This is a genomic window from Streptomyces sp. NPDC048111 (genome assembly GCF_043202815.1).
Classification (GTDB): domain Bacteria; phylum Actinomycetota; class Actinomycetes; order Streptomycetales; family Streptomycetaceae; genus Streptomyces.
Genome location: NZ_JBIDBD010000001.1, coordinates 427,020 through 451,757, shown reverse-complemented (window position 1 = coordinate 451,757; position 24,738 = coordinate 427,020). Strand labels below are relative to the sequence as shown.

General features: G+C 67.6%; 14 protein-coding genes. 4 read left to right on the top strand and 10 right to left on the bottom strand.

Annotated features, from left to right (window positions below):
* Window positions 1-1,241 precede the first annotated feature (1,241 nt).
* A complete protein-coding gene (locus ACGF3I_RS02005; RefSeq protein ID WP_393128551.1) occupies window positions 1,242-1,697 on the top strand; it encodes a hypothetical protein in 456 nt (151 codons plus the stop codon).
* A 428-nt stretch (window positions 1,698-2,125) separates the two neighbouring features.
* Here ACGF3I_RS02005 and ACGF3I_RS02000 read toward each other — a convergent pair whose 3' ends face one another.
* The gene (locus tag ACGF3I_RS02000; protein WP_393128550.1) at window positions 2,126-3,241 is read right to left on the bottom strand and encodes a hypothetical protein; all 1,116 of its coding nucleotides are present in this window, start codon (window positions 3,239-3,241) and stop codon (window positions 2,126-2,128) included.
* A 52-nt stretch (window positions 3,242-3,293) separates the two neighbouring features.
* Between ACGF3I_RS02000 and ACGF3I_RS01995 the strand changes: the two genes are divergently transcribed.
* Window positions 3,294-4,199 (top strand): hypothetical protein, encoded by a 906-nt coding sequence (locus ACGF3I_RS01995; RefSeq protein WP_393128549.1) that lies wholly within the window; start codon window positions 3,294-3,296, stop codon window positions 4,197-4,199.
* Window positions 4,200-4,279: 80 nt separating this feature from the next.
* Here ACGF3I_RS01995 and ACGF3I_RS01990 read toward each other — a convergent pair whose 3' ends face one another.
* Entirely contained in the window at window positions 4,280-4,870 is a 591-nt protein-coding gene (locus ACGF3I_RS01990; RefSeq protein WP_393128548.1) for a transposase, read from the bottom strand.
* Window positions 4,867-5,382 (bottom strand): winged helix-turn-helix domain-containing protein, encoded by a 516-nt coding sequence (locus ACGF3I_RS01985; RefSeq protein ID WP_393128547.1) that lies wholly within the window; start codon window positions 5,380-5,382, stop codon window positions 4,867-4,869. Before ACGF3I_RS01985 ends, ACGF3I_RS01990 begins: the two co-directional genes overlap by 4 nt.
* A 200-nt stretch (window positions 5,383-5,582) precedes the next feature.
* Here ACGF3I_RS01985 and ACGF3I_RS01980 point away from each other — a divergent pair, with 200 nt between their 5' ends.
* Window positions 5,583-5,990 carry a TetR/AcrR family transcriptional regulator C-terminal domain-containing protein gene (locus tag ACGF3I_RS01980; protein ID WP_393128546.1) on the top strand — a complete coding sequence of 136 codons (408 nt, stop codon included), beginning with the start codon at window positions 5,583-5,585 and terminating at the stop codon, window positions 5,988-5,990.
* Complete coding sequence (locus tag ACGF3I_RS01975; protein ID WP_393128545.1) at window positions 5,981-6,088, top strand: hypothetical protein; 108 nt, start codon at window positions 5,981-5,983, stop codon at window positions 6,086-6,088. The genes ACGF3I_RS01980 and ACGF3I_RS01975 overlap by 10 nt, the downstream gene beginning before the upstream one ends.
* Window positions 6,089-6,493: 405 nt before the next feature.
* Here the strand turns inward: ACGF3I_RS01975 and ACGF3I_RS01970 are convergent, their stop codons facing one another.
* The 7 genes from ACGF3I_RS01970 to ACGF3I_RS01940 form a co-directional block, all read right to left on the bottom strand.
* Window positions 6,494-7,033 carry an SMI1/KNR4 family protein gene (locus tag ACGF3I_RS01970; RefSeq protein WP_393128544.1) on the bottom strand — a complete coding sequence of 180 codons (540 nt, stop codon included), beginning with the start codon at window positions 7,031-7,033 and terminating at the stop codon, window positions 6,494-6,496.
* Window positions 7,034-7,042: 9 nt separating this feature from the next.
* Window positions 7,043-17,287, bottom strand: coding sequence for a LamG-like jellyroll fold domain-containing protein (locus ACGF3I_RS01965; RefSeq protein ID WP_393128543.1), 10,245 nt, complete (start codon window positions 17,285-17,287; stop codon window positions 7,043-7,045).
* A 1,185-nt stretch (window positions 17,288-18,472) separates the two neighbouring features.
* Window positions 18,473-19,996, bottom strand: coding sequence for an aldehyde dehydrogenase (gene adh / locus ACGF3I_RS01960; protein ID WP_393128542.1), 1,524 nt, complete (start codon window positions 19,994-19,996; stop codon window positions 18,473-18,475).
* A gap of 60 nt (window positions 19,997-20,056) precedes the next feature.
* Window positions 20,057-21,322, bottom strand: coding sequence for a GAF domain-containing protein (locus ACGF3I_RS01955; protein ID WP_393129098.1), 1,266 nt, complete (start codon window positions 21,320-21,322; stop codon window positions 20,057-20,059).
* A 116-nt stretch (window positions 21,323-21,438) separates the two neighbouring features.
* On the bottom strand, window positions 21,439-22,014 hold the full coding sequence (locus tag ACGF3I_RS01950) for an N-acetylmuramoyl-L-alanine amidase (protein WP_393128541.1): 576 nt from the start codon (window positions 22,012-22,014) through the stop codon (window positions 21,439-21,441).
* A 15-nt stretch (window positions 22,015-22,029) separates the two neighbouring features.
* The gene (locus ACGF3I_RS01945; RefSeq protein WP_393128540.1) at window positions 22,030-23,058 is read right to left on the bottom strand and encodes an acetamidase/formamidase family protein; all 1,029 of its coding nucleotides are present in this window, start codon (window positions 23,056-23,058) and stop codon (window positions 22,030-22,032) included.
* Window positions 23,055-24,602, bottom strand: a complete 1,548-nt coding sequence (locus tag ACGF3I_RS01940) for an APC family permease (RefSeq protein WP_393128539.1) — start codon at window positions 24,600-24,602, stop codon at window positions 23,055-23,057. The genes ACGF3I_RS01945 and ACGF3I_RS01940 overlap by 4 nt, the downstream gene beginning before the upstream one ends.
* Window positions 24,603-24,738: the final 136 nt, after the last annotated feature.

Sequence of the window (24,738 nt, the reverse complement as noted above, 5' to 3'; positions counted from 1 at the left end):
GTGGGGCCCGGCCGTGGGGGGGGGTGGGTGGCCGGGTTCTGTTTGCTCATTTTTCTCCTCGCTGTCTTGTTTTTGGGGGGGGGGGGGCGGCCCCCCCGCGCCCCCCCCCCCCCCCCCCCGACAGGATGCCGTCCTGCGCCGGTCGTATCCGACAACACCGGGGTCAGCGGTCAGGCAGCATGACTTCGCTGAGCGGGCCCGGGTGCCGAGACACGGCCGATCGGCGAGCCGGAATCAGGCGTCCATGGTCCAGTAAGCCGCGAGGCCACCGCCTCCGCATACGGCACGACAACTGAGGACGAACGCGTCGACGGCGTCGCCCTGTTGGGTGCGAGGGCACCCTGGGCATGGGCGGTCGCGTTGAGCTACTCATCGGGGTGGTGCGCGGTCGCACCGATACGCACCGGGTGACCCTCGCGCTCGTCGACCGCGAGCCAGGAGTCGCGCCATCCCCCTGACTGGGCGGGTGCCGCCACGAATGGTTCGTCTACAGATCCTGGAACCGGATCCGATTCTCTCGACCATCAGGGCGAGGTGGCGCGACAAGGGATGTCGACGTCCATCGGGGCTGGACCACGCAGGACATGGCCCAGGTGCTTCGGCACCGACTTCGGAAGGGTAACTGCTCTTTAGTCAGGCCGACTTGGCGCTCTAGAAGAACCCAACCGCCTTCGGGGAATAGCTGCAATAAAGGTTCTTCGTCTGCTGGTGGTACAGCAGTTGCACCCAAGCTGACCAGGAGAAACAGCAGTTGGTGCGGCTCGCTGGAGGCGTCTGGTCCGGAAATGGTCCGGAACTTGGTCCGTCTCGGCTTGCGCAAGGTGTTGCTGCTGGGCGGGGCCTCCTCGGACCGGCGCTGTGATCGGCAGTGCGACGAGCTGGATTCCGCCGGGGACCTCCCCCGTTTGCCGAGCACGGGTCGGCGGGTTCAGATGTCCAGGCGGCGGCGCCGGGTCGGCCGTTGAGGAAGTCGGTCGCCTTTCGGCCTTCGGCGGTCAATGAGTCGCAGCGGAAACGTTCGGACGCCACAGCGGCGGAAGCAGGAGCGGCAACCAGGAGCAGGGCGGCGCTCACCCAGGCGGACGATGCAGCACGCCGCCTTGCAGCGGATCTCCTGCCCCGTCGTGCTTGCTGCTGACGCTGGTAGCGCCTGGTGACCACGTGATTCCGATGAATCTTTGACCAACACCTGAGTTCAGGCGCTTATGTGCCGACATCACCATAGAAGCAGGGGAACTCACGTGAATCTTGACCCGTCACAGCTCTTCGACGACTCGGTCACCTGGCTCCTCCAGGCCCTCAAGGCCGGCACGGGCGAGGGCATCAAGGCTGCTGTAGCGCGGTGGTTCTCCCGGGGGGACGATGATGCCGAGCAAACCGTCCTCAGCCGCCTGGACCGCACGGCTGACGTGCTTGGCGCTGCTCCCGAAGGTCCGGAAGGCGGGGGCGTACTCAATAGTCAGCATGAGCGTTGGGTCGGCCGGTTCGAGGACGCCTACAGTGACTGGGACGGCGACCAACAAGCAGTTGCTCTCGAGGAGTTGAGGTCTCTCCTTGAGGAGCACGCACGGGCCGTTGGCGCGCAGTCGGGCGACGGTGGAGTCTCAGTGGCCGGAAACATGAGTATCAAGGCCGAAGGCGGTTCCATCGCTACAGCCATCATCAACGGCGGAGCAAGCCTCGGCTCCCCTTCCTAGCCGACTTCGGCACAGAGCTGAACGAAGCCACGGCCACCTCCAGCCAGGCGCCAGTATTTCCGGACCTGGCTCAGCTCCCCTCTGATGCGCGTCTGATCCTTGCGCAGGATCGTTCTATGGCGGCCGGGAAGGTCGTCATCTACAACTTCCCTCCCTCCCACACGTCGGCGCCTCCGCTGCCAGCTGTCAGCAAGTCCTTCGCGTCCTGGGAAGTGGGTGAACTCAGTGTCAAACCATCCGTCGGAGAGGGGCTACCCCCGTACGTCGAGCGGGCCCACGACCACGAGTTGCGTCAGTGCCTGAGAAAGATCAGGAACGGCTCCTCCTCAGTCGTTGTGATCGAGGGAAACTCCTGTGCCGGGAAAACACGCGCAGCCTACGAAGGCGCTGGTACAGAGCTGCACGACTGGGCGCTGCTCTATCCTCACTCAGCTGACGGCCTCAGGCAGGCGGCAGCAAAGGGGCTGGTCAGACCACGAACCATCATTTGGCTCGACGACGCCCACAGCACTGTCCTTGCCGATCGGGACGGCGAGGAGGCCGCCGCTCTGCTCCTGACGCTCAAAGATGCCGTGAGCCACCTGGCGATCGTGGTCACCATCTGGCCCGGCCACTACGAAATGCTCACCGGCGCCGCCCCTGCCTCCCAGGGGCAGGACCGCCTTGCTCGGCGCCGGACGCTTCTTCAAGCCAGCCACCGCGTCACCGTCCCCGACACCTTCACCGACCGCGAGCTCGATGACTTCCAACGCCGGGTCACCGACCCGCAGTGGGTGCAGGCGGTAGACAGCGCCCGTGGTACCCAGGAGTTGACCCAGACGCTGGCCGCCGCCGTAGAACTCATGCACCGCTACCGCCGCAGCGACCACCCCGGCAAAGCCCTGGTGACCGCAGCAGCTGACCTCCGCCGACTCGGAGTGCGCGAACCCATTCCAGTGCGCACCCTCACCGCAGCAGCACCCAGCTACCTGACCTCGCACGCACGCATGAAACTCGTCGGCGACTGGGCAGCAACCGCACTCGCCTGGGCACGAGAACCCTGCCATGGCGTGTGCCCTGCGCTGCCGCCCGTCCTGCACCCCGACGGCATCGGACCGGACCCGGACCGATGCGACCTCAATGACTATCTGGAGCAGCACATTGCCGAGGAGCGTGCCTTCGCCGCCCCTCCTTCCCCCTTCTGGCAGGCTGCGCTGACGGCGGATCTCGGCGGTCTCTCCTATGCGAAGTTGGGCACCGCAGCCTTCTCCAGCGCCCGGTTCAAGATCGCTCGTGATCTTTACATCAAGGCACTTGAGCGTCACCACACACCGGCGTTCAGTGACCTCTGCGTCCTCTATAGCGAGACGGGAATGATCCACACGCGGCGCGGAATCGACGAGCTCCTTGCTCTGTGCGAACCGATTGAGGACGGCGGCGAAAGCGCCTTTCATCTGGGCACCGACATCGGCTATGTCGCGACGGGGCAGGTGGACGCCGAGTACCGAGAGAGGAGTGCCGAACTCGCGACGGCGCTGTTCGAGCGCGCTGCTGAGGCCGGCCACGCGTCTGCTAGGACCGCCCTCGTCATGATGTACGAGGATCTCGGCCAGCTGGATGAGGCGGCCCGCGGCGGCGCGGGTAGCGGATGCTCCAGAAGCCCAGCAGGAGCATCCAGCGGCACTCTTGCATCAGGCGGCGGAGGGCGACGCGGACGCGCTGCACGAACTGAAGAGGCTCGCGCGCACCGGCGGACCCCGCTGGCATGCCCTCGTGGCCCGGGCCTTCGACGTGCCCTCCCGTCTCTGCGCGTGGCCTTCCAAGCTGAGCAAGCAAGGGGAGCGGGACCTGGCCCGGCAACTCCTGGATGCTGGCGTCGCCGCGAAGTCCGCTGCGACTCTGGGCATGTTGCTCGACTTCCTGGACCGCCCGGAGGATCAGCAGGAGGCAGCGGCCCTCAAACGTTCGGCAGCAGAAACCGATTCACACTTCTTGTTCCAGCTGTTCATGGAACTGTGGCCAGAGCGCCGACGCGAGGCACTCGCACTGCTCAGCAGAGCACGCCGTCAGCGCCGGCACGGGGCCGTGCGGACCGTCGTCCGGCATCTACACAAGATCCCCAGTGCACGCCACACCGCTGAAGACATCGCCCACATTCTGGCCATGAGAGACCGGCAACCCTGGGCACAGTACGAACTGGCCTTGTGGATGTACGAGCGACTCGAAACACCTGAGGAGGGACTGCCCCCGCTGGAGAGCATTCCCGACGAGGTGTTCGCGCTCCTGGAAGCTGCAGCGGTTCATCACCAAGACGCACGCCGCTTGTGGGGACAGCTCCTGAGCCGCATGGGGAGGGAGTACGAAGCCCGCGATGCCCTGTTCGCCGCTGTCGACAGCGGCGACTACACCATCGTCACCCACGGCGAACTCGGCGAGCACCTGTTCCCGGACCAGCCGACCAAGGCCGAGCAGTTGAAGATGTACGGCCTCACCGCTGAGGGAGAGCCACACGACGTCTGGTAGTCCAACGATCAGGAGCTACGGCCATCCACTCCTCGGCCAGTTGCCCGCGATCGAGTCCGCTCATTCATCTCCGAGCCCGACTACTGATCTTTTCGTAAGTTCGGTGGGTGTGGTGGATGGATGGTGAGTCCTGTGTGGGTGAGGAATGACCAGGGGAGTTGTGGGTTGGTGTTGATGCGGTGGATGCCTTGTTCGGTGGCGTCGGCGACATCGGCGAGGTGGTTGCCGGCGAGGTTGGCGAGTTCACGCTTCTTGAGCGAGGACCACAGCAGTTCCACTGGGTTCAGCTCGGGTGCGTAGGTGGGTAATCGCTCGAGTGTGAGCCATTCCTGCTCGGCCACCCATGCCCGCATCGCCCGGCTCCAGTGGGCCGACAGGCCGTCCCAGACCAGCACCACGTTCTCGCCGCCGTAGAACACCTTCATCTGCTCCAGGACCTCGATGAGTCCGAGCGTGTCGTAGCTGCCGGGCTTGAGGTGGAAGCACAGTCGTGCCCCTCGTTCGGGGTCGGTGGAGTGGTAGCCCAGGGCCCCGGCCATCGATGCCCGCTTCCAGTTCAGGCGGTGCCGAAGGAGCGGAGTTCGTCCGCGGGGCGCGTAGGTGCGGCGGACCTGAGGCAGGAGGGAGACGCCTGATTCGTCGAGGAACACGATCCAGGCACGTGTGTTCACCGCCCTTTTTTGATCCGCGGCCACTCGTGCGCGACCCAGCGGGCGATCTCCAATTCATCCCGCTCCACCGCCCGCCGCTCGGGCCGCTGCAGACTCCATCCCAGCCGGCCCGTCAGCAGCCGCCACACCGACGCCCGCGACAACACCACCCCCGTCACCCGGGCAACGACCTCTCCGACACGTTCCAGAGTCCACAAGTCGGCCTCGAAACCATGAGCCCGGGCACCTTGCTCCAACGCGGTTCGGACCGCTTCGACCTGGGAGTCGTCCAGCTTGGGCGGGCGCCCGGTAGATGCCCGCCGCCGCAGCGCGGAAGCACCGTCCTTCTCCCACACTCGCCGCCATCGCCGCACGCTCTCGGCACACACCCCTACCGCCCGCGCGATCTCCGCATGCGAGACACCCTCCTCGAACAACTCCACCGCCCGAACGCGACGCGCTTCCTCCAACTGCGGCCGTGACAAAGGCGGAAGAGACGATCCGGCGGTCAAAGGCGAAGGTTGATAAGCCATCCCGACAGCCTCCCACCTACACCGCCAGCACACCCACCGAACTTACGAAAAGATCAGTAGGTCCGCTTGCGCGGCCGCTTCTGCTCGACGATCACAGTCTGGGGTGCGGCGGGCATTCTCCATGCGCGGCGTCGCGGCCCGGCTCGGCGTGGCCGCCATGTCGCCCTACCGTCCCCAGCAAGGACGACCTCATCCTGCTCATGGCCGACACCGCATTCGGCGAGGAGACCTACCCCGCCGATGTACCCGAAGGGTGGCGCTCCCGCATCGGGCTCGGCGCCCGGACCCTGTGGACCCTGTACCGCAGGCACCCGTGGCTGGCCCAGCTCGGCCCCCTCACCCACCCGTTGCTCGTGCCCAATCTGATGGTCCACGCCGAATGGGTGCTGAGTGCCCTCGACGGCCACGACCTCGACCCCACCACGCTCTTCGACATGCACGTCCTGCTCTACAGCCACGTCCAGGGACTGGTAGTACACCTGGAGTGGGATGCGCACGCCGAAGCCTCCACCGGCCAGACGGAAGACCAATGGATGAACAATCGCGCCCCGCCCTCCAGGCACTGGCGGAATCCGGCCGCTTCCCGACGTTCGCCAAGGTGGTCGTAGCCTTCAACGACGGCTACGACCTGCACCTCGACGCTCTCTTCGAATCCGGCCTCAAGGCACTCCTCGACGGCCTGACTCCCATCGTCGAAGGCTACTGAGCGGATGCGGTGAAACGCGCCGCTGATCCCTCGATGTTTGGCTGGGCCGATGTCCCAGCAACGAAAAGGATCAGTCATTGACTTTGCCGCACCCGCTTAGGGGTGCGGGTGCGTTGGCTGGTGCCGTCGCTTGAGAGCCGAGGAAACCCCCGCCGGCTTGCTCGGCGGGGGTTTCCTCGCGTGGCTGGTCAGGATGGCCAGTGGTCTCCTTTGTGGGCTCTGTTGTACTCGGGCTCACCGCTGTCAGGCACTCGAAGCAGATACGTGGTGGTGCCCCGAGTGCTGCGACCGATGCGGAGCACACGACACCCCGGGCGCCCCCCGTCGGCGGGGGGACTACTTCTGGTGGGGGTCTGCGCGCGGATCGGCTCACTCCTGCGTCGGCGGGGAGGACTTGACTCCGCGTCACGTGGGGAGCTTGTGCACCTGGACAGGACCGGCCCAGCCGAGGCTGCTGTTTGGCCCGGCCATTTCCTCGTCGGTCAGATAGCGATAGAGCCACTCGGCAAAGCTCATGTCGTACTCGTAGAAGTCGTCATCGTCTCCGACGTGGACTACGAGCAGCGGTGCGGCACCGCCGGGCCTGGCGAGCAGGAAGAGGTACTCCCCTCCATTCGTCGACGCCAAGGGAACCAGGCCGCCAGCTCCGAATGACAGTTGCTCAGGGTTTAGTGAAGTCGCAGTGATCTCCTCCCATTCGCACTCCTGGAATGCCTCAACAGTTCCCCTCATCCAGTGCAGCAGGTTCCACAACTCAAATCCGGGATGCCCGAAAGAGAGGCGGTTGTTCAACTCCACTGGGGCGTATCTTTCAATAAATTTCTTATAGTCGAGAGGTAGATCTGCTGCAAACTCGGCTTCAATCTCCTGCCACTCATCCGCGCACGGATGGACATCATCAGGGTCTCCGAGCATCTGAAACAGCATTTCCAGATATCGACTCATTTACCTCTCCTACATCTTGCGGCAATTGGGGGTTCCAGTCACCCGTCCACCCTTGGGGTTCTGGTACACGACGCAGTGCTTGGAAATATTGTCCTCGATGATGTTGATGTTGTACTCGATGGCGGAAGGTATGCCGGAGTGAGAACGGTCCCTCCCTGCGTCATCCACCTCGTATCGGGGGACGACCGAGAAAGCGACATGCTTACCCTGCTTAATCGGTTGCACCAGGTCCTTCTCCACCCCAGTGCTCAGGTAAGGGGTATTCGTCTTCTCGTATTCGGCCACCAAGTTCCTCAGATCGATACCGGAGCCGGTCGTGGCCGCTGGCTGCAGGTGCCCGTTAGCTGGCCTCTCTCGTTCGGATCTGATCTCATTCATTCCTGGCGGCTGCGTGGAACCATTTGTATTGGTTCCAGGACGCTTACGACCGGCATTGTAGTCGCTGCCATCGATGATGCCGGAGACCCCAGTCGCACGACACTGTTCGCTGCCCTCGAAATTGTCGTAGTACCGTTCGCGCGGCAGGTAGGTGACGTGGCCAGTGGAGCTGAACCCCGGCCCGTCATCACACTTGCCGTCGTCGCGCGTTCGGCCTCGGTTCTTGCCACCGGAACCATCGTCTGGGGACGGTTGAAACAGTTCTCTTCCGTCATTGATGAGTTTCGGAACGAAAATGGTCAGGATTGAGTCGAGGGCTGCCTGTGCTGACACTACGGCGTTTACGGCTTGCCCGGCTACCCATGTCGCCACGGGGACGACAGGGAGTAGCGGTGGCCGAGGGGGTGCGGGCGTGGGGTTCTTTCCGTTGTTGGGGTTCTGGTCGATCTCCGGGGGGCGCGGAGTGGTGATGGTCCTGCCACACGACCCATTGCACGTCTTTTGGCGTCCACCATGGTATTTGCTTCCCGAGTACGTGCCTCGACCGCGGCCACTGGACCGACTGGATCCGCTGGACCAAGAGCCGGTGATCCGCGCAGACGTCCAACCTTCGCGCGTGGAGTTGGCCTGCTGGCTGAGGCTGTTGCTGAGACGCTTGCTCGTGCAGCGGTCAATGAGGATTCCGCACGTGCCGCTGCCGATGGTGTCGTCTCCGCCAAAGTAGAAGACAGAGAAGGCGCCCCAAAAGGATGGTCTTGCGAACGTCACCAGAGTGTCGTAGTAGCGGCTGGGGTTCCACCAGTGCCCGTTGGGATCTGTTCCGTTCAGGGGGCCGCCGGTTCCGTACGTGTAGCGATTGGCCTGGGCCGAGGGAGTTGGGGCAAGTTGCAGCGTGTCCCGAGAGTCAAAGCTGCCGTTGCCTGGTGCGTACCAGCGGGCCGCCATGTTGACGTCTCCGGAGACCGGGTCTGTCCAGCCTGACTGATAGCCGAGCGTCGAGTTGCTGCCTGTGGAGGCCGCCTTCTCTCCGAACGGGGTGTAGGCGGTGGAGCCGGCGAGCGCCTTGCCGTCGGGAGTGAGGCCGGCGACGAGGTCGGTGTGCTGGTCGGTGACCGCCCATTGGCGGGTGGTGCCGCTGGTCATGCCCTGCAGGGAACCGTTTGGGGTACGGGTGTACTGGCTGGTGCCGTCGTCGGTGAGGTTGTTGGAGCCGCCGTCGTAGCTGAAGGTGGTCTGGCCGTTCTGGTGGACGCGGTCGAGGGAGTCGTAGGCGAGGGTTGTGGCGCCGTCGGTGATTTTGCGTTCGAAGGCGTCGAAGGTCAGGTTGCGGGGTCCTCCGGCGAGTCCGGTGACCGAGGAGAGGGTGCCGCGGGCTGTGTAGGAGTACGAAGCGGTGCCGTCGGTCAGGAGGCGGTTTCGTTCGTCGTAGGACGAGTTCGTGGTGCCTGCTGTGGTGCGGTTGCCGGCGTCGTCCCAGCCGTAGGGCGTGGTGGTAGCGCCGTTGTTCCAGGAGGTCATGCGGCCTGCCTGGTCGTAGCCGTAGGTGTTGTCTGCGGCTCCGGCGGTTCCCTTGGTGTTCTTCTTCGTCAGGCGGTCGTCGAGGTCATAGGCGTAGGCGGTCGACGCCGTCTCGTTCGTTCCGTTCGGGTCGGTGAGCTTGTCGCCGGAGAGGCGGCCGAGGCTGTCGTAGTCGAAGGCGCGGCGGGCGGACACGACGGAGTCTGCCCAAGTCTTCCCGCCCTGGGGTATGACCGCGTACTGGTTCAGGGTGGGCCGACCTGCGGCGTCGTAGGAGGACCAGATCTGGTTCTGGGTGATCGCGTCCTGGGTCCAGGTGATGCGGTTGGCGGCGTCGTAACCGTAGACGGTGGCGCCCGCCTTCGTGGTGCGCTGGGTCATGTTGCCGTCGGAGTCGTAGGCGTAACCGGTCTTGCCGCCGGGGCCGTCGCTGGTGAGGAGTTGGCCTCGGTCGTTGTAGGTGTAGGTGTTGCGGCCGAGCAGGCCGTCCGTTCCGGCGGAGGTCATGTAGCCGGCCAGGTCGTACTGCAGGGACCTTGCGGTGGTGGCGGCTTCGGATCCGGTGCCGGTCTCGGCGGTCAGGCGGCCGAGTGCGTCGTAGGTGCGGTCGCGCTTGACGCCGCCGGGCAGTGACTCCGAGACGCTCTGGCCTGCTGCGTCGTAGACGGTGGTCCAGGTGCGGTCGGCTGCGGCGGGGTGCGCGGTCGTCGCCGGTTCGACGGTCGATTCGGGCAGGTTCCACGGGGTGAAGGTGTAGGTCGTGGAATTGCCGCGGCCGTCGGTGAGACGGGTGCGGTTACCTGCGGCGTCGTAGCCGAAGCGTGTGGTGATGGCGCGTCCGTCGGCAACCGGTTCGACCTGCTGGGTCATGCGGCCCAGAGCGTCGAAGGCGTACGTGGTGCGGGTTCCGGTTGCCGAGACGGCGGCCGTGCGGTTGCCGTCGGCGTCGAACTCCGCGGAAACCGTGCGCAGGGCGGTCGTTCCGGTCCCGTAGTCCGTCAGGGCGGTCTGGTTGCCGAGGGCGTCGTAGGCCATGGTGCTCTTACGGCCGGTGGCGTCGACGGTCTGGGTCTTGCGGCCGAGACCGTCGTAGTCGAACTTGGTGGTTCCGCCCATCGCGTCGGTTGCGGTCAGGGGTTCACCGGCTGCGTTGTAGGTGGCGGTGGTGGTGTGGTTTCCGGGTGTGGTGGACGCGGTCTGGTTGCTCGCGTCGTCCCACGTGTAGCGGGTCGTCAGGTTCTGCGGGGTGGGGTAGCGCTCAAGGGTGGTTGCCGTGATCCGGCGACCGAGTTCATCGTAGGTCGATTCGGTCCGCGCGCCCGTCGGGCCGGTGGCGGACAGCTGCAGGCCGGTGGGTGTCCAGCTGTACCGGCTCACGCCGGCTCCGCTTACGTCCGTCGTCGTGCTGGTGGGCAGGCTCTGGTTGAGGCTCTTGCCCAGGGACGGGTCCGTTTTCTGGGTCAGCTGGCCCAGTTGGTTGTAGGCGAAGGTGGTGGTGCGGCCCAGCGGGTCGACGGTGCTGGCGACGTGTCCCAGGGCGTCATAGCGGGTGCGCGAGACCGCGGTGATCTTCGCGCCGCCGGGCGGGGTGTAGTCGGGCAGCGTGACGGCGGTGGTGCGGCCGAGGCTGTCGATCTCGTTGCGCGTGACGGCGCCGCGGGCGTCCTGGGTCTCGGTGGGCTCGCCGAAGGTGTTGTAGCCGGTGCGGGTGGTGGCCTGCGCGGTCTGGGCGGCGGCGCCGTTCTCCTCCACCGAGGCCGGAGGCGCGGTCTGCTGCACCAGGCGGCCCAGGGCGTCGTAGCGGTTCGTGGTCGTGTACGCGGTGGGATCGGCGCCGGTGGTGTTGCCGCGGGGGCTGACCTGAGATGTCATCAGGCCGCGGTCGTCGTACGTCTGCGTGGTGATGCGGCTGGTGGTGCCGTCGGAGAGGGTCGACTTGGTGGGGTTGCCGGCCGTGTCGTACACGGTGGAAACGGTCTGCTTGTTGCCGGAGCCATCGAGGGTGTGCGTCTGCCCGGTGATGCGGTCGTCGGCGTCGTAGGTGTATGTGGTGATGCGGTTCAGACCGTTCGGGTCCAGCGTGCTGGCCGTGGTGCGGCCGGTGGCGTCCACGGTGTTGACGACCGTGGTGTGCCCGCCGCCGGTGACCTTCTGGGTCAGGTGGCCCGCGCCGTCATAGGAGTTGGATTCCAGGACGATGTCGTGCTTGGTGCCGTCTGCCTGGGTGACCTGCTTGGCCGTAGTGGTGGCTGGCAGGTTGTCGTCGAAGTAGGTGTAGGCGGTCGTGGCGCCCATGGCGTTGGTGACGGTGGCGAGGCGGCCTGCCGGGTCGTAGGAGTTGGAGGCGACGACCAGGTCGTGGGTCTGGCCGGAGACGTCCCCGGTCCAGTCCTTGAGCGTAGTCTCGGCGTGCTGGCCTCGCGGAGTATAGGTGTACGTGTACGTGTTTCCTGCCGCGTCGGTCTGCCGGTTTACACGGCCCAGGCCGTCGTGTCCGAACGTGGTCTGGTTGCCTGCGGCGTCGGTGGCGCTGTCGTTGAGGCCGTGGTCGTCATAGTGGTTGCTGGTGACGCGCTTGGTGTCGCCTCCGGCCGTGTCCTCGGTGCTCTGGGTGAGGAGGTTGCCGTCGTCGTCGAAGGTCCGGCTGATCTTCGCAGCGTGTGCGGTGCCCGTTATCTCGTTCTTGACTGCGGCGCCTGTCTCGGTGGTGACCCGGGACATGGAGTCGTAGGCGTAGGTGGTGGTGACGCCGGCGGGGGAGCTCTTGGAGACCTGGGTCTCCGTGATCTTCCGCCCGAGCCCGTCGTAGGTGTAGGTGGTGATCAGGCCGGACGGTGCGGTGGCTTGTGCGATGTCGCCACTGGCGAAGTAGGTGTACGTGGTGGTGGCGCCTGCGGGCGTGGTGGTCGAGGCCACCAGCCCGGCCGGGGTGGTGCCGCCGCCCGCGGCCGGCTCCGTGCCGCTGGTGTACGCCGTGGCCGAGCTGCGTCCGTCGGCAAGAGTGACCGAAGCCGGAAGGCCCAGGGCCGTGTAGCTCATCGCGGTCTTGTAGCGGTTGTCGGCCGGGTTGGCCGAGCGGGCGTCGCGGATGGCGACCGGCTTGTCGTTGCGCAGGTCGTTCGGGTCGGCGGTGTTGAGGTAGTACTCGGTGAACGACGTCCAGCAGGCATTGATGTCACGGCACTTGGTGGTCGAGACCGTGTTGCCGCGCGTGTCATGGCCGGTGATGGTGAAGTGGCCGTTGGGGTCCGTGACCGTGTTCAGGTAGCCGCCGATGTCGTAGGCGAAGGCGGTCCGGCCGCCTGCGGCATCGGTCGAGCTGACGGTGCGCTGGCCGCGCAGCGCGTCGTAGGTGGTGCTGCTGGTCTGCCCCTGGGGGTCGGTCACGGTGATGGTCGAGGCCAGCGCGGAGGTGCTGGGGGAGTGGACGGCGCCGTAGTGAGCGGCGATCTGGTCGTCACTGAGTGCGCGGCCGTAGATGGCTGCTTCGGCGAGCTGGCCGGTGAAGTAGCGGGTTCCGGCCGTGCCGGTGTCCCAGGGCTGGCTGGAGTATCCGGCGCCCAGGTAGGCGTGGCTGAGGGGTTCGGTCTTGACGGCGCCGGACACGGTGCCCAGCTTCGCTCCGTCCAGGTACAGCGACTGACCGCTGGTGGAACCGGTGAGTACCGCGTGGTGCCATTCGTTGTCGGTTACCTTTTCGACGGACTTGATCGCGCCGGTGGCACCGTTGCTGTTCCACAGGTGTCCGCGCAGCAGGCCGTCGGAGTCCACCAGCAGGATCGGGTTCCAGTTGGTCGGGACTGACCCGAGTTCCGCGTTCTGCAGGCCCAGTAGCACACCGGACTTGGAGGTGCGGAACCACAGCTCTGCCGACAGCTCGTTTGGCGTTCCCAGGATGTCCATGGGAAGCGCCACGTTGCTGTTGCCGTTGAGTGTGACCGCCGAGCCGTCTCCTGCGCCGAAGGGGCCGGCGGTGCCGAGGGTGGCGTTGTTGTAGGTGGCGTAGCCGCCGTAGGCGCCGATCTTGTTGCGAGCCTGAGCGCCGGTGTTCTCGTCAAGGCGCCAGTACTGTGCCGGGGCGTCCGCCAGGACGGTCCCCTGGTAGCGGTCGCTGCCTCCGGTCATGAGCCGGGTGCGGGCCCGGTAGTGGGCGGAGACCGTCTGCTGGTCGAGTTCCTTGTCGTAGAAGGCCGTTTCGGCCATCTGGCCGGTGAAATAGCGGGTTCCGGCCGTGCCGTTCTCCCAGGGCGTGCCGGAGTATCCGGCGCCGAGGTAGGCGTGGTCTACGGCGTCCGGCTTGGCGGCTCCGGCCACCGTGCCCAGCTTTGTCCCGTCCAGGTACAGCGACTGACCGCTGGTGGAACCGGTGAGGACCACGTGATGCCAGGTGTTGTCGGTCACCTTGGCCGGTGACTTGATGGCGCCGGTACCTCCGCCGGCGTTGAAGAGGTGTCCGCGCAGCAGGCCGTCGGAGTCCACCAGGAGGCTGGGGTCCCAGTTCGTCGGGACGGAGCCGAGCTCTGCGTTCTGCAGGCCAAGCAGAACACCCGCCTTGGAGGTGCGGAACCACAGCTCGACCGAGAGGGCGTTGGAGCGGGTCAGCGGTTCGACGGGAACGGATACGGCGCCCTTGGTGCCGTCGAGGGTGATCGCGCTGCTGTCGCCGTCAGCGAAGACACCCGCGTCGCCGAGCAGTACGCCGTCACGGTAGGAGCCGTCGCCACCGCTTGCTATCTCATCGGTTGCCGCGGCGCCGCTGCGCTCGCCCAGGCGCCAGTAGTTGGCCGGCCCCGATGCCCGCACGGCATCGGCGTAGGCCGCCGAACCGGCCGAGTAGGACGGGTTCGAGACCTTCCAGGTGCCGCCGTTCTGGTCTGTCGTCTGGGCCACGCGGCCCGTCCCGGCGTCATAGGTAACGGAGGCGTGCACGCGCCCGGAGGGATTGGTGACCTTGGTCATCCGGCCAGAGGGCGCACGGGACGCGAAGTGGTCCTTGACTGCGTCCAGGCTGAGGGCGTGCTGGTAGACCGCGACGTCGTCGATCTGACCCGCGAAATTCCGCACCCCCGCCGGGCTGCCGTCCCAGGCCGGGCTGGAGTAGCCCGCCCCCAGGTACGTGTACGACTGGTCGAGGTGGCTGATTGTTCCATCGAGCGAACCCACGAGGGCGCCGTCGAGGTAGAGGGACTGGGAGGTGCTGGCACCGGTGAGCACCGCGTGGTGCCAGGAGTCATCCGTGACCATTGCCGTGCTGGTGATCGGCTGGGCCTGGCCGTTCCAGTACTGGCCCCGCAGCTTGCCGTCGGCGCCGACTGCCAGGGTCGGGGTCCAGTTGGACGGCGCGCCATCTTCCAGCCGGCCGTTCTGGAAGCCCATCAGCACACCGGGCTTAGAAGTCTTGAACCACAGCTCGACCGACAGGAAGGTGCTGGTGCGCAGCGTGTTCTGGGGCAGCTCAACAGACGAGCTCGTTCCGTCGAAGCCGGCTGCTGTGTTGCCGGTGCCGGCGATTGCGCCGGGCTGTGCGAGCTGCACATTGCGGTAGAGAGCGCTGTTCACGCCCGTCGCCGACGGCGCCTCGCTCGCAGCCGTCGCTCCGTCGCTCTCGCCCAGTCGCCAGTAGGAGACCGGGTTCTCGTCCAGCACCCGGGTGCGGTAGAGCGAGCCGTCCTCGTAGTCGTAAACCGTGCAGGCAGTGGTGGAACTAGGCGGGCACACCTTGGCAAGGTGGTTGCCGCTGTAGGTGTACGTCCAGGTCAGGCCAGCTGTCTTCGGGCCAACGGCACTGGTGGTCACGGAGGCCACGTGCCCGTTGTCGCCCCAGGTGAAGGACAGCGAGCGTCCGGACTGGACATCGGTCACCGAGCGCAACGCGCCGTCGCCATCACTGCGAGACAGGGTTTGAACACGCCCTGCGCTGTCGGTGATGGATTGGAGCGCCCCGGTTTCAATGAACGTATAGGTGACACCTGAACGCATCCGCAGCGTCCAGTTGTAGGTGTCTGCTCCCAGCAGGTGGGATGCGAGCGTCATGGTGCTGCCGGACGGGCCCGCATAGGAGCCGTCGGGGTTCTTGCCGAATTGGACTCGGGAACCGTCCTCAAGGGTGACGCGCACCAGCGAACCGGGACCGCCCCACGGGACCCCCTGAAGGTGCATGTCGAAACGCGACATCCAGCCCAGGCCGAAGGCGTTCTCCGTGTGCGGGTCCTGGGAGTTGTAGGTCCGGGTGACGGCCAGCTCCGGCCCCACGGACGGCATCGCCGCGTCCGTCGACGAGGTGGCGTAGTTGCCCGCCCGGTAGCCGAACTCCTGACCATCATCGCCCCCAAGATGAGAGGTGACGGGAGGCTGCGGCACTTGGGTGGTGAAGAAAGCCGGGTTGGGGCGGGACGAGTTGTCCTTGCCGTCGTAGGCATAGGCATACCAGGCGTACTGCTTGCCCCACGACAGCCACGTGTCGGGTACGGACCACTGCTGTGCCGCGTTGCGGTCACCGGTACGGCAGTTGACGCGCGTGTCCTTGCCGTTGACCTCGCACACCTCGAACGAGTACTCCAGCGCGGCCGGGTAGTGATCGGGGTCCTTGCCCTCGGCCCAGAGTGTGGGGGTCAGTGAGTCCGCGACCATGCCGCTCGGCGGATTCTCGGCCGTGAGCTGCGGGGGGATGTTGACCGCGTCGAACTTGATGGCGTAGCCGGGCACGCCGTCCACGTTGAAGGCGCTGACCCCGACGTCGTCCATCGTCCACACCAGGGTGTACGTGGCCGGGGTCAGCGGAGCGATCTTCGCTTCGAGCGTCACACTGGAGCCAGGCGCCACGTCGTTCGGCATGGGCGTCCAGCGGATCTTGCTCGCGTCCCCCAGCCGGTTACCCGAGCCGTCGTACAGGTCGTACTTCAGCTTGATGTTGCCGCCCTTGGCCCAGGTCTGCTGTCCGCGGTTGGTGACCGTGACCTTCATCGACCCTTCCGCCGTCGCGGTCACTGGGGTTACGAACCCGCCCACCTGGTAGGCGGCGCCGTACTTGCTCCAGGTCACGTCCAGGCTGGGCTTGCCGCCGGGGTAGTTGGCCGAGCCGAACTGCTTCCAGCTCGCGCTGTCGGACTCAGACGTCTTCAGAGCCAGTCCATAGTTGGGCTTGCGCCCGTGCGTCCAGTCATCCACCAGCTGACGGCCGTCACTGCCCAGCGGTATCCCCTCCCAGGCCGGCCCGCACGCCCAGTTGTTGGTGCCCGCGGGACGCCAGCCGTGTGCGAAGCTCTTGGACGCCAGTGCGCTGCCAGTCGGCGGGCCGGGATAGGTGGTGGTCGTCTTCTCCGACCAGTTGGACGTGATCGGGTGCACGGTCACCGGTCGCGCGGCGCACGAGTACGACCAGGTGTTGTACAGCGACAGGTTCGCGTTGAGCACCCAGGCGTTCTTGAGAGTGTTCTCCACGCCTGCGAACCGCAGCAGCCCAACCGCCTTGCTGCTGCCGCCGTTGGGCGTGCCGACCTTCATCACCGTGTCGCTGGTGAAGTTCTGGTTGTACGGGGACTGCACGTAAGTAGCCACGGTCGCGTCGAACCGGTTGACGGAGGGGTCCACCTTGACGGGGAACACACGTGCCGGGTCAGAAAGCCACTGCTGGTCCAGCGAGACGACCAGAATCTGCCGTCCGGCTTCCTCGACGAGGCTGTAGCGGACGCCGGGGGATATCTCTCCCTGGTTGGCGTTCTCTGCGGACTTCGAGTCCTCCATCCAGCCCGGGGGCATCCACGCCTGCACAGTGCCGCCCGCATCGACGAAGTCCACGCCGCCCTTGTCGGCGAGCCGCGCCGTCAACCCGTTGAGGGCAAGAGGGAAACGCCATTCGGTGGGCGCGTCCTTGCTCTTGAGGACAACGGTCTCCTTCACGGAGTCACTGCCCGCCAGCAGCTCCAGGTCCGCAGCCGTGCGGATGTCCGGGTAACGGATGACGCTGCCGTCCGCGCTGCCCTTCGCAGCCGAGGCACCTTCAACGGCGTAGCCGACGGTGGCGCCCTGGCCGTAGGCGATCTGCACCACGGGGTCACTGTTCGCGTAGTCCCCGAACGAAATCGGCGACTCCGTAGCGGCAGGTACCCAGCCCTGATCGGAGGCGGACATCGTGCGCGGACCCGCAGAGCGCACCAGACGCGTGTCCACTTCCTTCCACTGGCCGCCGTCCTGGTAGTTGACAGGCTCGTCGTAGAAACGCGTGGTGCGCGTGCCGTCCTCGTTCAGGAACGTCCGGGCCTGCCGGGCCCGCTCGGCGACCTGTTCTTTGCTCGCCTTCTCATCGAAGCCATGCAGGTTGGCGGCATCGGGCGCGGGGACCGGCTCTGCCTTACCCATGACGGGCTGGGCCGGCTTCGCACCGAGAGGTGCGTTCTTCGACGCATCGGCAGCATCCCGGGGCAACTCGCCCGGCGCCCGCAAGGCGCCGTTGTTCCCGCCCGAGGCCGCCGCCGACGTGGCGTCGGGCGACGTCTCGTGCCCTCGCCCGGCAGCCGACCCCCATCCCTGGCCCGGCAACTCGCCCACCGCGATGGGACTTCCGAGCTGCGCAGCCAGCGCGGCCTGTTCCGTTCCGGCCAGCACGGCCATCAAGAACGCAACACAAAGCACGATCGGACGCGCAGGGCGCACAGGGATCCCCTACCAAGAAATGATCAACAGCAAAGAGCTTTGTACATGCCAACACAAGGTTCACACAAGTCACGCACAGGAACCCCTTCACTCGTCTCTCGTCCTGGACGCCACTCGGCGTACGGCGATGCTGGGGCCGGGGTGATCCGCCTGGGGTCAACAGCCCTGCGTTTAGCACTAGTTCACGCTGGATCGCAGAAGGCTGGATGCCTCACGAGTCGATAGATGGCCATACCGATATTCGAACATGGCGCTCATGCCCGATTGGAGGGCATCTGGCGTATTCGCCACTGCGACTAATGTGCGCCGTCGCGACTTGAACCTACGGAGTGACGCTCCGTGCAGCCTGGGTCACGCCGAACTGGTCAGGCTGATGGCGGTGATGGTCGCGACGGGTTCGCCCCCTCCATCGTCGCGGGGGGCTGCCGGTCGCGGGATGTCGCCTTGAGGTTGGGCGGTGCTGCGCGGCTTTGGAGGCCGTGCAGGCTGCGAATGCTCCGGGAGCTGGCAACGCTTTGGGCCCGGCGAAGCGGAGCCGGATGGCGCCGCCGCTCCCGACTCGCACACCGCAGTCCCATCGCCTACGGGACAGCCTCCGCAACAACAGCAACTACGCTGACCGAAGTCGCAGAGACTCGTGTCCAGGGCGCGGGGTCAAGGCCCGGTTTCCTCCAGCCTGCTCAGGCAGGCAAAAGAGGTGGGAGACGCTGGCACGGTCGCGTCGCGCCGACGGGGCGCAACGTAGAGATCCAGCTGGTCCGTGGCTGGTCCGGGAGCCGCGCAGTTTCGCGGCGATCGGGGCCGCAAGGTTTCTGAATGGTTACGTATAGTGACTGCATGGCTGAGGTGCCTGGAGGGGTAAGGCTCCCTCCAGGCACCCAACTTGAGGCTCTAGAAGAACCCAAGTTTCTTCGGGCTGTAGGAACAAAGAATGTTCTTCGTCTGCTGGTAGTGCTCCAGCATCATCTTGTGCGTCTCCCGGCCGATCCCCGACTGCTTGTACCCGCCGAACGCGGCATGCGCCGGGTAGGCGTGGTAGCAGTTGGTCCAGACGCGGCCCGCCTGGATGGCCCGGCCCGCGCGGTAGGCCGTGTTCAGGTCGCGGGTCCAGACGCCGGCGCCCAGGCCGTACAGCGTGTCGTTCGCCGTCGCGATCGCGTCGGTGAAGTCGGTGAACGACGTCACCGCCACCACCGGGCCGAAGATCTCCTCCTGGAAGATCCGCATGCGGTTGTCGCCCTCGAAGATGGTCGGCTGGACGTAGTAGCCGCCCTCCAACTCACCTCCCTGATAAATGCGTTGGCCGCCCGTCAGGATCTTGGCGCCCTCCTGCTGGCCGATGTCCAGGTAGGACAGGATCTTCTGGAGCTGGTCGTTGGACGCCTGGGCGCCGATCATCGTGTCGGTGTCCAGGGGATGGCCCGGCACGATCTGCTGGGTGCGGGCGACGGCCGCCTCGATGAACTCGCTGTAGTGGCCGCGCTGGATCAGGGCGCGGGACGGGCAGGTGCACACCTCGCCCTGGTTGAGGGCGAACATCGTGAAGCCTTCGAGCGCCTTGTCGCGGAAGTCGTCGTCCTGGGCCCAGACGTCGTCGAAGAAGATGTTGGGGGACTTGCCGCCCAGCTCCAGGGTCACCGGCTTGATGTTCTCCGAGGCGTACTGCATGATCAGCCGCCCCGTCGTGGTCTCGCCCGTGAAGGCGATCTTCGCCACTCGCGGGCTCGACGCCAGCGGCTTGCCGGCCTCCACGCCGAAGCCGTTGACGATGTTGACGACGCCCGGCGGGAGCAGGTCCGCGATCAGGCTCATCCAGAAGTGGATCGAGGCCGGGGTCTGCTCGGCCGGCTTGAGCACCACCGCGTTGCCCGCCGCGAGCGCCGGGGCCAGCTTCCACACGGCCATCAGGATCGGGAAGTTCCAGGGGATGATCTGGCCGACCACGCCCAGCGGTTCGTGGAAGTGGTAGGCGACCGTGTCGTCGTCGATCTCGCTCAGGGAGCCCTCCTGGGCCCGCAGCGCACCCGCGAAGTAGCGGAAGTGATCGATGGCGAGCGGGATGTCCGCGGCCAGCGTCTCGCGCACCGGCTTGCCGTTCTCCCAGCTCTCGGCGATGGCGAGCTCTTCCAGATGGCTCTCCATCCGGTCCGCGATCCGCAGCAGGATGTTCGCCCGTACCTCCGGCGCCGTCCGTCCCCAGCCGGGCGCCGCCGCGTGCGCCGCGTCCAGGGCCAGCTCGACGTCCTCGGCGGTGCCGCGCGCGATCTCCGTGAAGGGGCGGCCGTTGACGGGGCTCGGGTTCTCGAAGTACTTGCCGAGCCGCGGCGCCACGTACTCACCGCCGATCCAGTGGTCGTAGCGGGACTCGTACGAGACGAGCGCGCCTTCGGTGCCGGGCGCTGCGTAACGGGTCATCTCCGTGGGCCTCCCTCTGCCGCGCCGCCCGCCCTCGGACGGCGCACATGTCGCAGGAGGTTAGGGGTCCGGACGTTGCATCGCCGTTGCCGGGCCGAACGCCGCGGACAGCTCCCTCAACTTGGCCTCCGCAGCAGCCCGTTGCGGCCCCGGCAGCGCGGACGCCAGCGCCTGCCAGGCCGCCAGGTCGTCCTCGGCCCACGGGCTGTACGCCCAGTCGGCCAGCAGGCCCGGGTCGGCGCGGGCGATCAGCGCGGCGCGCAGCTGATCGGCCAGGCGTCGGCGCAGGCGCGCCACCGCGGGTGCCTGCGAACCGGGCAGCAGCGGCCCGCCGTACACGGCCATGGCGGCGGCCACCGCGCCCGAGCCGAGCCGACGGGCCACCGTGTCGAAGTCGGCGTCCACCGGCGCGGTCAGCCGGTACGGCCGCGAGGCCAGCAGGCCGGACCCCAACAGGGCGCGCAGGCGCGAGAGTTCGGCGCGCAGGGTCACCGGTCTGACCGACTCGTCCTCGTACAGCGCGATCTGGAGTTCCTCGCCGCTCAGGCCTTCGGGGTGGCGGGCGAGCAGGACCAGGATCTCGCTGTGGCGCGGGCTCATGCGCAGGGTGCGGCCGTGGGCGAGGAGCAGCGCATCGTCCCGCCCCAGGGCGTACAGCGAGAGAGCCTGTTGGTGCAACGGCGGTGCGTGCAGCGCCAGTTCGGACTCGGCCGCGCGCGCCACGGCCTGGACGAAACCGAGGCTGTGGGGATGGGCGAGGCTGTCGCCGCCGGTCAGGTCCACCGCGCCGAGGAGCCGGCCGGTACGGGGGTCGTGGACGGGGGCCGCCGCGCACGTCCAGCGCTGCACCAACCGGCGGAAGTGCTCGGCGGAGAACACCTGGACGGGACGGTCCTCGGCGAGGGCGGTGCCCGGTGCGTTGGTGCCCGCCGCCGACTCGGCCCAGCGGGCGCCCGGCACGAAGTTCATCCGTTCGGCCGCCTCACGGGTCCGCCGATGTCCCTCCACCCACAGCAGGCGCCCCTGCGCGTCGCACACCGCCACCAGGTGCTCCCCGTCTCCCGCGTACGCGCCGGTCAGCTCGCGGATCACCGGCATGGCGCGAGCCAGCGGGTGGGCGTCGCGGCAGGCCGCCAGTTCCTCCTCGCCGAGTTCCACGCGGGCCGCGCCGTCCGGACTGACCCGGGCCCGCGCGGAGCGGCGCCAGGACGCGGCCACCAGGGGACGCACCACCCGTGCGACCCGGCCGTCATGGGTGAACCGGGCGTGCGCGCCGAGCAGTTGGGCACAGCGCTCGGCCGGATCCGCCCCGGCGCCGAGCGCCACCCACGTCTCGTCCCGCCGTTCCGTCACCCGGCCTCCCGCGCACACCGTATGGGCCGCCTCCATCGTCGCCGCGCCGGCGCGGTGCGACAAGGACAGTGGCGGGACCGGGCGCGGGCTCAGGCGAAGTTGACCAGTCTGAGGTAGCGCACCCAGTCCCACTCCGGGCCCGGGTCGGTGTGGTCGGTGCCGGGGATCTGGTAGTGGCCGAGGATGTGCTCACGGTCCTTCGGGATCCCGTAGCGGTCGCAGATGTTCGCGGTGAGGGCGGCGGAGCGCTCGTACAGGGCGTTCGTGAAGTAGGCCGGCCGATCGACCCAGCCCTCGTGCTCGATGCCGATGCTGCGGGTGTTGTAGTCCCAGTTGCCGGCGTGCCAGGCGATGTCGTGCTCCCGGACCATCTGGGCGATGTACCCGTCGGCGGAACGCGTCACGTAGTGCGCGGACACCTGCTTCGCCGGATTCTGGAAGATGCCGATGGTGTTGGACCACGTCTCCTGCGTCACGTGGATGACGACGTACTCGATCGGATACGCCGACGGTCTGGTGGAGGCGGTGCGGTTGGAGGGGGACGCGGCCGTCCAGTGCGCCCCCGGGTAGTCCGTGGCGCCGTCCGCCGAGGCCTTTGCCGCCGAGAACAGGAAACCTGCGCCGGCCGTGGCGGCGGCGCCCTGGAGGAGTCTTCTTCGGTTCATCGTCTGGTCCCTGAACTAGGCCGTGGGTGAGGGGAGTCGAGCGGCGCGGTCGCGCAGGTGGCGGTGCAGGCCCCGGTGCGGCTCGCCCTGCCGGGGCAGCCACTCCTTGCGGATCTTGGCGACACAGGTGTAGTTGGTGTCGCAGACATTGGCAAGCGGGGCCTCACCCGCCTGGCTCACGAGTTGGTAGGCGTCGAGGGCCGACAGCCCGTAGTCGCGCTCCAGCCACCGCACCAGGTCCAACTGCGAGATGCGGAAGGCGTCTTCGAGGGGCCGCGCGGAGCCCGTCGACATGATGTGGGTGTCCGACTCGATGCGGGGCCAGGGTGTGGCGACGCCCTTGAGCAGCTCCACCACGACCACCGTGTTCATGGCGCACTCGACGGCCACCCCGCACGTCTCGCCCTCGCCCTGCCGGGCGTGTCCGTCGCCGAGGCTGAACAGGGCGCCCTCCACGTTGACCCCCAGGTAGCAGGTGACGCCGGCCCGCATCTCGGGTGTGTCCATGTTCCCGCCGTGCGCGTCGGGCACGAGGGCGGAGCGGACCTCCAGGTTGGCCGGTGCGACGCCGACCGTGCCGTGCATCGGGTCCATCGGCAGCTCGACCTCGATGTCGCTGTCGCGCGCCCGGAACAGACAGGTGCCCCGCGCGCGGTCGAGCTCCCACATCCACACCACCTCGGGCAGCGGCGGCTGGAGGGAGGCCGTCGTGTGGGTGGAGGTGAGCGCGCCGAACAGGGGGACGGTCGTGGACGCCGCCCAGTCCCGGGCCGGTCGGATCGACACGAAGTGCACGGCCAGGGTGTCGCCCGGCTCGGCGCCCTCGACGTGGAAGGGCCCGGTCTGCGGATTGAGGAACGGGAACTCGCAGACCCGGGACACCAGATCGCGTTCCGAGCGCACCCGCCCCGCGAAGCAGTCCTCGGTGTACAGATCGAGCACGGTGCCCGGGGCGATGCGGGCCACCGGGGGCGCGCCGCCGAAGGTCCAGGCGTACTCGTTCTCCTTGGGCCGCACGGTCACGATCCGCGGGTCGTCGCTCATCCTGGTACCGCTCCTGTCTCCTGGGAGCCCCCGTGGGGGCCGGTGTCGGGGCCGCCGACGCGGTCGGTGCCGCTGTCGGGTTCGACGAGGTGGACGCGTCCGGTCTGGGCCAGCCGCTCCGGGAACCGGCGCGCCAGCACCGCCAGTACGACGAGCCCCGCCGCCATCCACACCCCGACGGCGGGCCCGGCGTACGAGACCGGCGGCGCGAGCCGGGCGACGAAGCCGAAGGCCGGAATCCCCGCCGCGGTGAGCAGCGCGGGGACGAACGCGGCGATGCCGAGTGCCGGGAACACCAGGTGTCGCAGCGGGCTGAACAGGTCACGGCGGCGCCGCAGGAAGTATCCGGCGCACGCCGCGTCGGCCACGATGTACACGCCGATGATCACGGTCACGATGACGGTGGCGAGCAGCGCGAACGCCGTGACCGGGCCGTAGGCGAGACCGAGCCCGAGCATCGCGGCGACCGCCACCGCGAACTGCACCGCGACCCCCGTCACGGGGGAGCGGCGGCGCGGGTGCAGCCGGGCGAAGGAGCGCGGGAACACGCCGATCCGGCCGAGCGCGAAGGCCGTACGGGTCGACACGTTGGAGCAGGCGTTGGCGTTGGCGAGCGTGGAGTTGACCACCGCCAGGAACAGGATCACCCAGAAGAGGCCGAACGAGGCCCGGGCCACCCCTTCCCACGACGCCTTTCCCGACGCTCCGAACTCCGCGAACCGGTCGGGCCCGAAGTAGACCGCCATCGCGTACGTGGTGAGGACGTACACCACGCCGATGGCGAGGGCCGCCCCGAACACCGCCCGGCGCATGGTGCGCCGGGGGTCCCTCGCCTCTTCGGCGAGCGGGGCAGCCGCCTCGAAGCCGGCGAAGGCCAGCACCGTGTACACCGACCCGGCGAACACCCCGCCGAACCCGCCGTAGCCCTGCGCGGTGTGCGAAGTCCCGAACACGGACAGGGTGTTGTCCGGGCCGGCCGCCACGATCAGCAGTACCGCGAACGCCACGAACACCAGGACTTCGAAGACGCCGAGCACCGTACCGAAGCGTGCCGAGGCCCGTACCCCGAAGAAGCCCGCCACCGCGATCACGACGGCCCCGGCCAGGGACCAGGGCCACCACAGGCCGGCCGGGTACGACGCCCACTGCTGGTGCAGGGTGCCGGCCGTGGTGAAGCCCAGCTGCAGCAGGAGCAGCGGCGGCACCAGGGCCTCCACGAACACATAGCCCCACCCGACCAGGAAGCCGACCGCCGGATGCAGACCCTGGGCGCTGTACGTGGCGACCGAGCCGGCAGCGGGCAGGTGCTGGGCGAGCTCGGCCACACAGGAGGCGGTGAACAGGCAGGCCACGAGCGCCACCAGGACGGACAGCGGCAGACTGCCGCCCGCGAAGGCGGCGCCGGCCGGAATGGAGGCGGCCACCGCCGCGGCGGGCGCCATCGCGGTGACGCTCTGGAAGAGGACCTCGCGCAGACCGACGGCATCCCTCGCGAGCCCGCTGTCGGCACCGGCGCTCGGGCCCCCGTTCGCGTCGTTCCGCAACCGAAGCTCACCTCCTTCGACCGGCCAACAGGTCTACCGTGTACGGCACTTACCGTACGGTCGGCCGTCCGTGGGACGGAAGGGGACGCGGGGTGCGGGCGAGGCGAGCCGACCCGGCTCTTCCTCCGCGGCCCTC

Bases quoted from the DNA above. Each gene is read 5' to 3' on its own strand.
- ACGF3I_RS01985 (WP_393128547.1), bottom strand. From the start codon at position 5,382: ATGGCTTATCAACCTTCGCCTTTGACCGCCGGATCGTCTCTTCCGCCT.
- ACGF3I_RS01970 (WP_393128544.1), bottom strand. From the start codon at position 7,033: ATGAGTCGATATCTGGAAATGCTGTTTCAGATGCTCGGAGACCCTGAT.
- ACGF3I_RS01995 (WP_393128549.1), top strand. From the start codon at position 3,294: ATGAGGCGGCCCGCGGCGGCGCGGGTAGCGGATGCTCCAGAAGCCCAG.
- ACGF3I_RS01980 (WP_393128546.1), top strand. From the start codon at position 5,583: ATGGCCGACACCGCATTCGGCGAGGAGACCTACCCCGCCGATGTACCC.
- ACGF3I_RS01945 (WP_393128540.1), bottom strand. From the start codon at position 23,058: ATGAGCGACGACCCGCGGATCGTGACCGTGCGGCCCAAGGAGAACGAG.
- ACGF3I_RS01950 (WP_393128541.1), bottom strand. From the start codon at position 22,014: ATGAACCGAAGAAGACTCCTCCAGGGCGCCGCCGCCACGGCCGGCGCA.
- adh (WP_393128542.1), bottom strand. From the start codon at position 19,996: ATGACCCGTTACGCAGCGCCCGGCACCGAAGGCGCGCTCGTCTCGTAC.
- ACGF3I_RS01965 (WP_393128543.1), bottom strand. From the start codon at position 17,287: ATGGGTAAGGCAGAGCCGGTCCCCGCGCCCGATGCCGCCAACCTGCAT.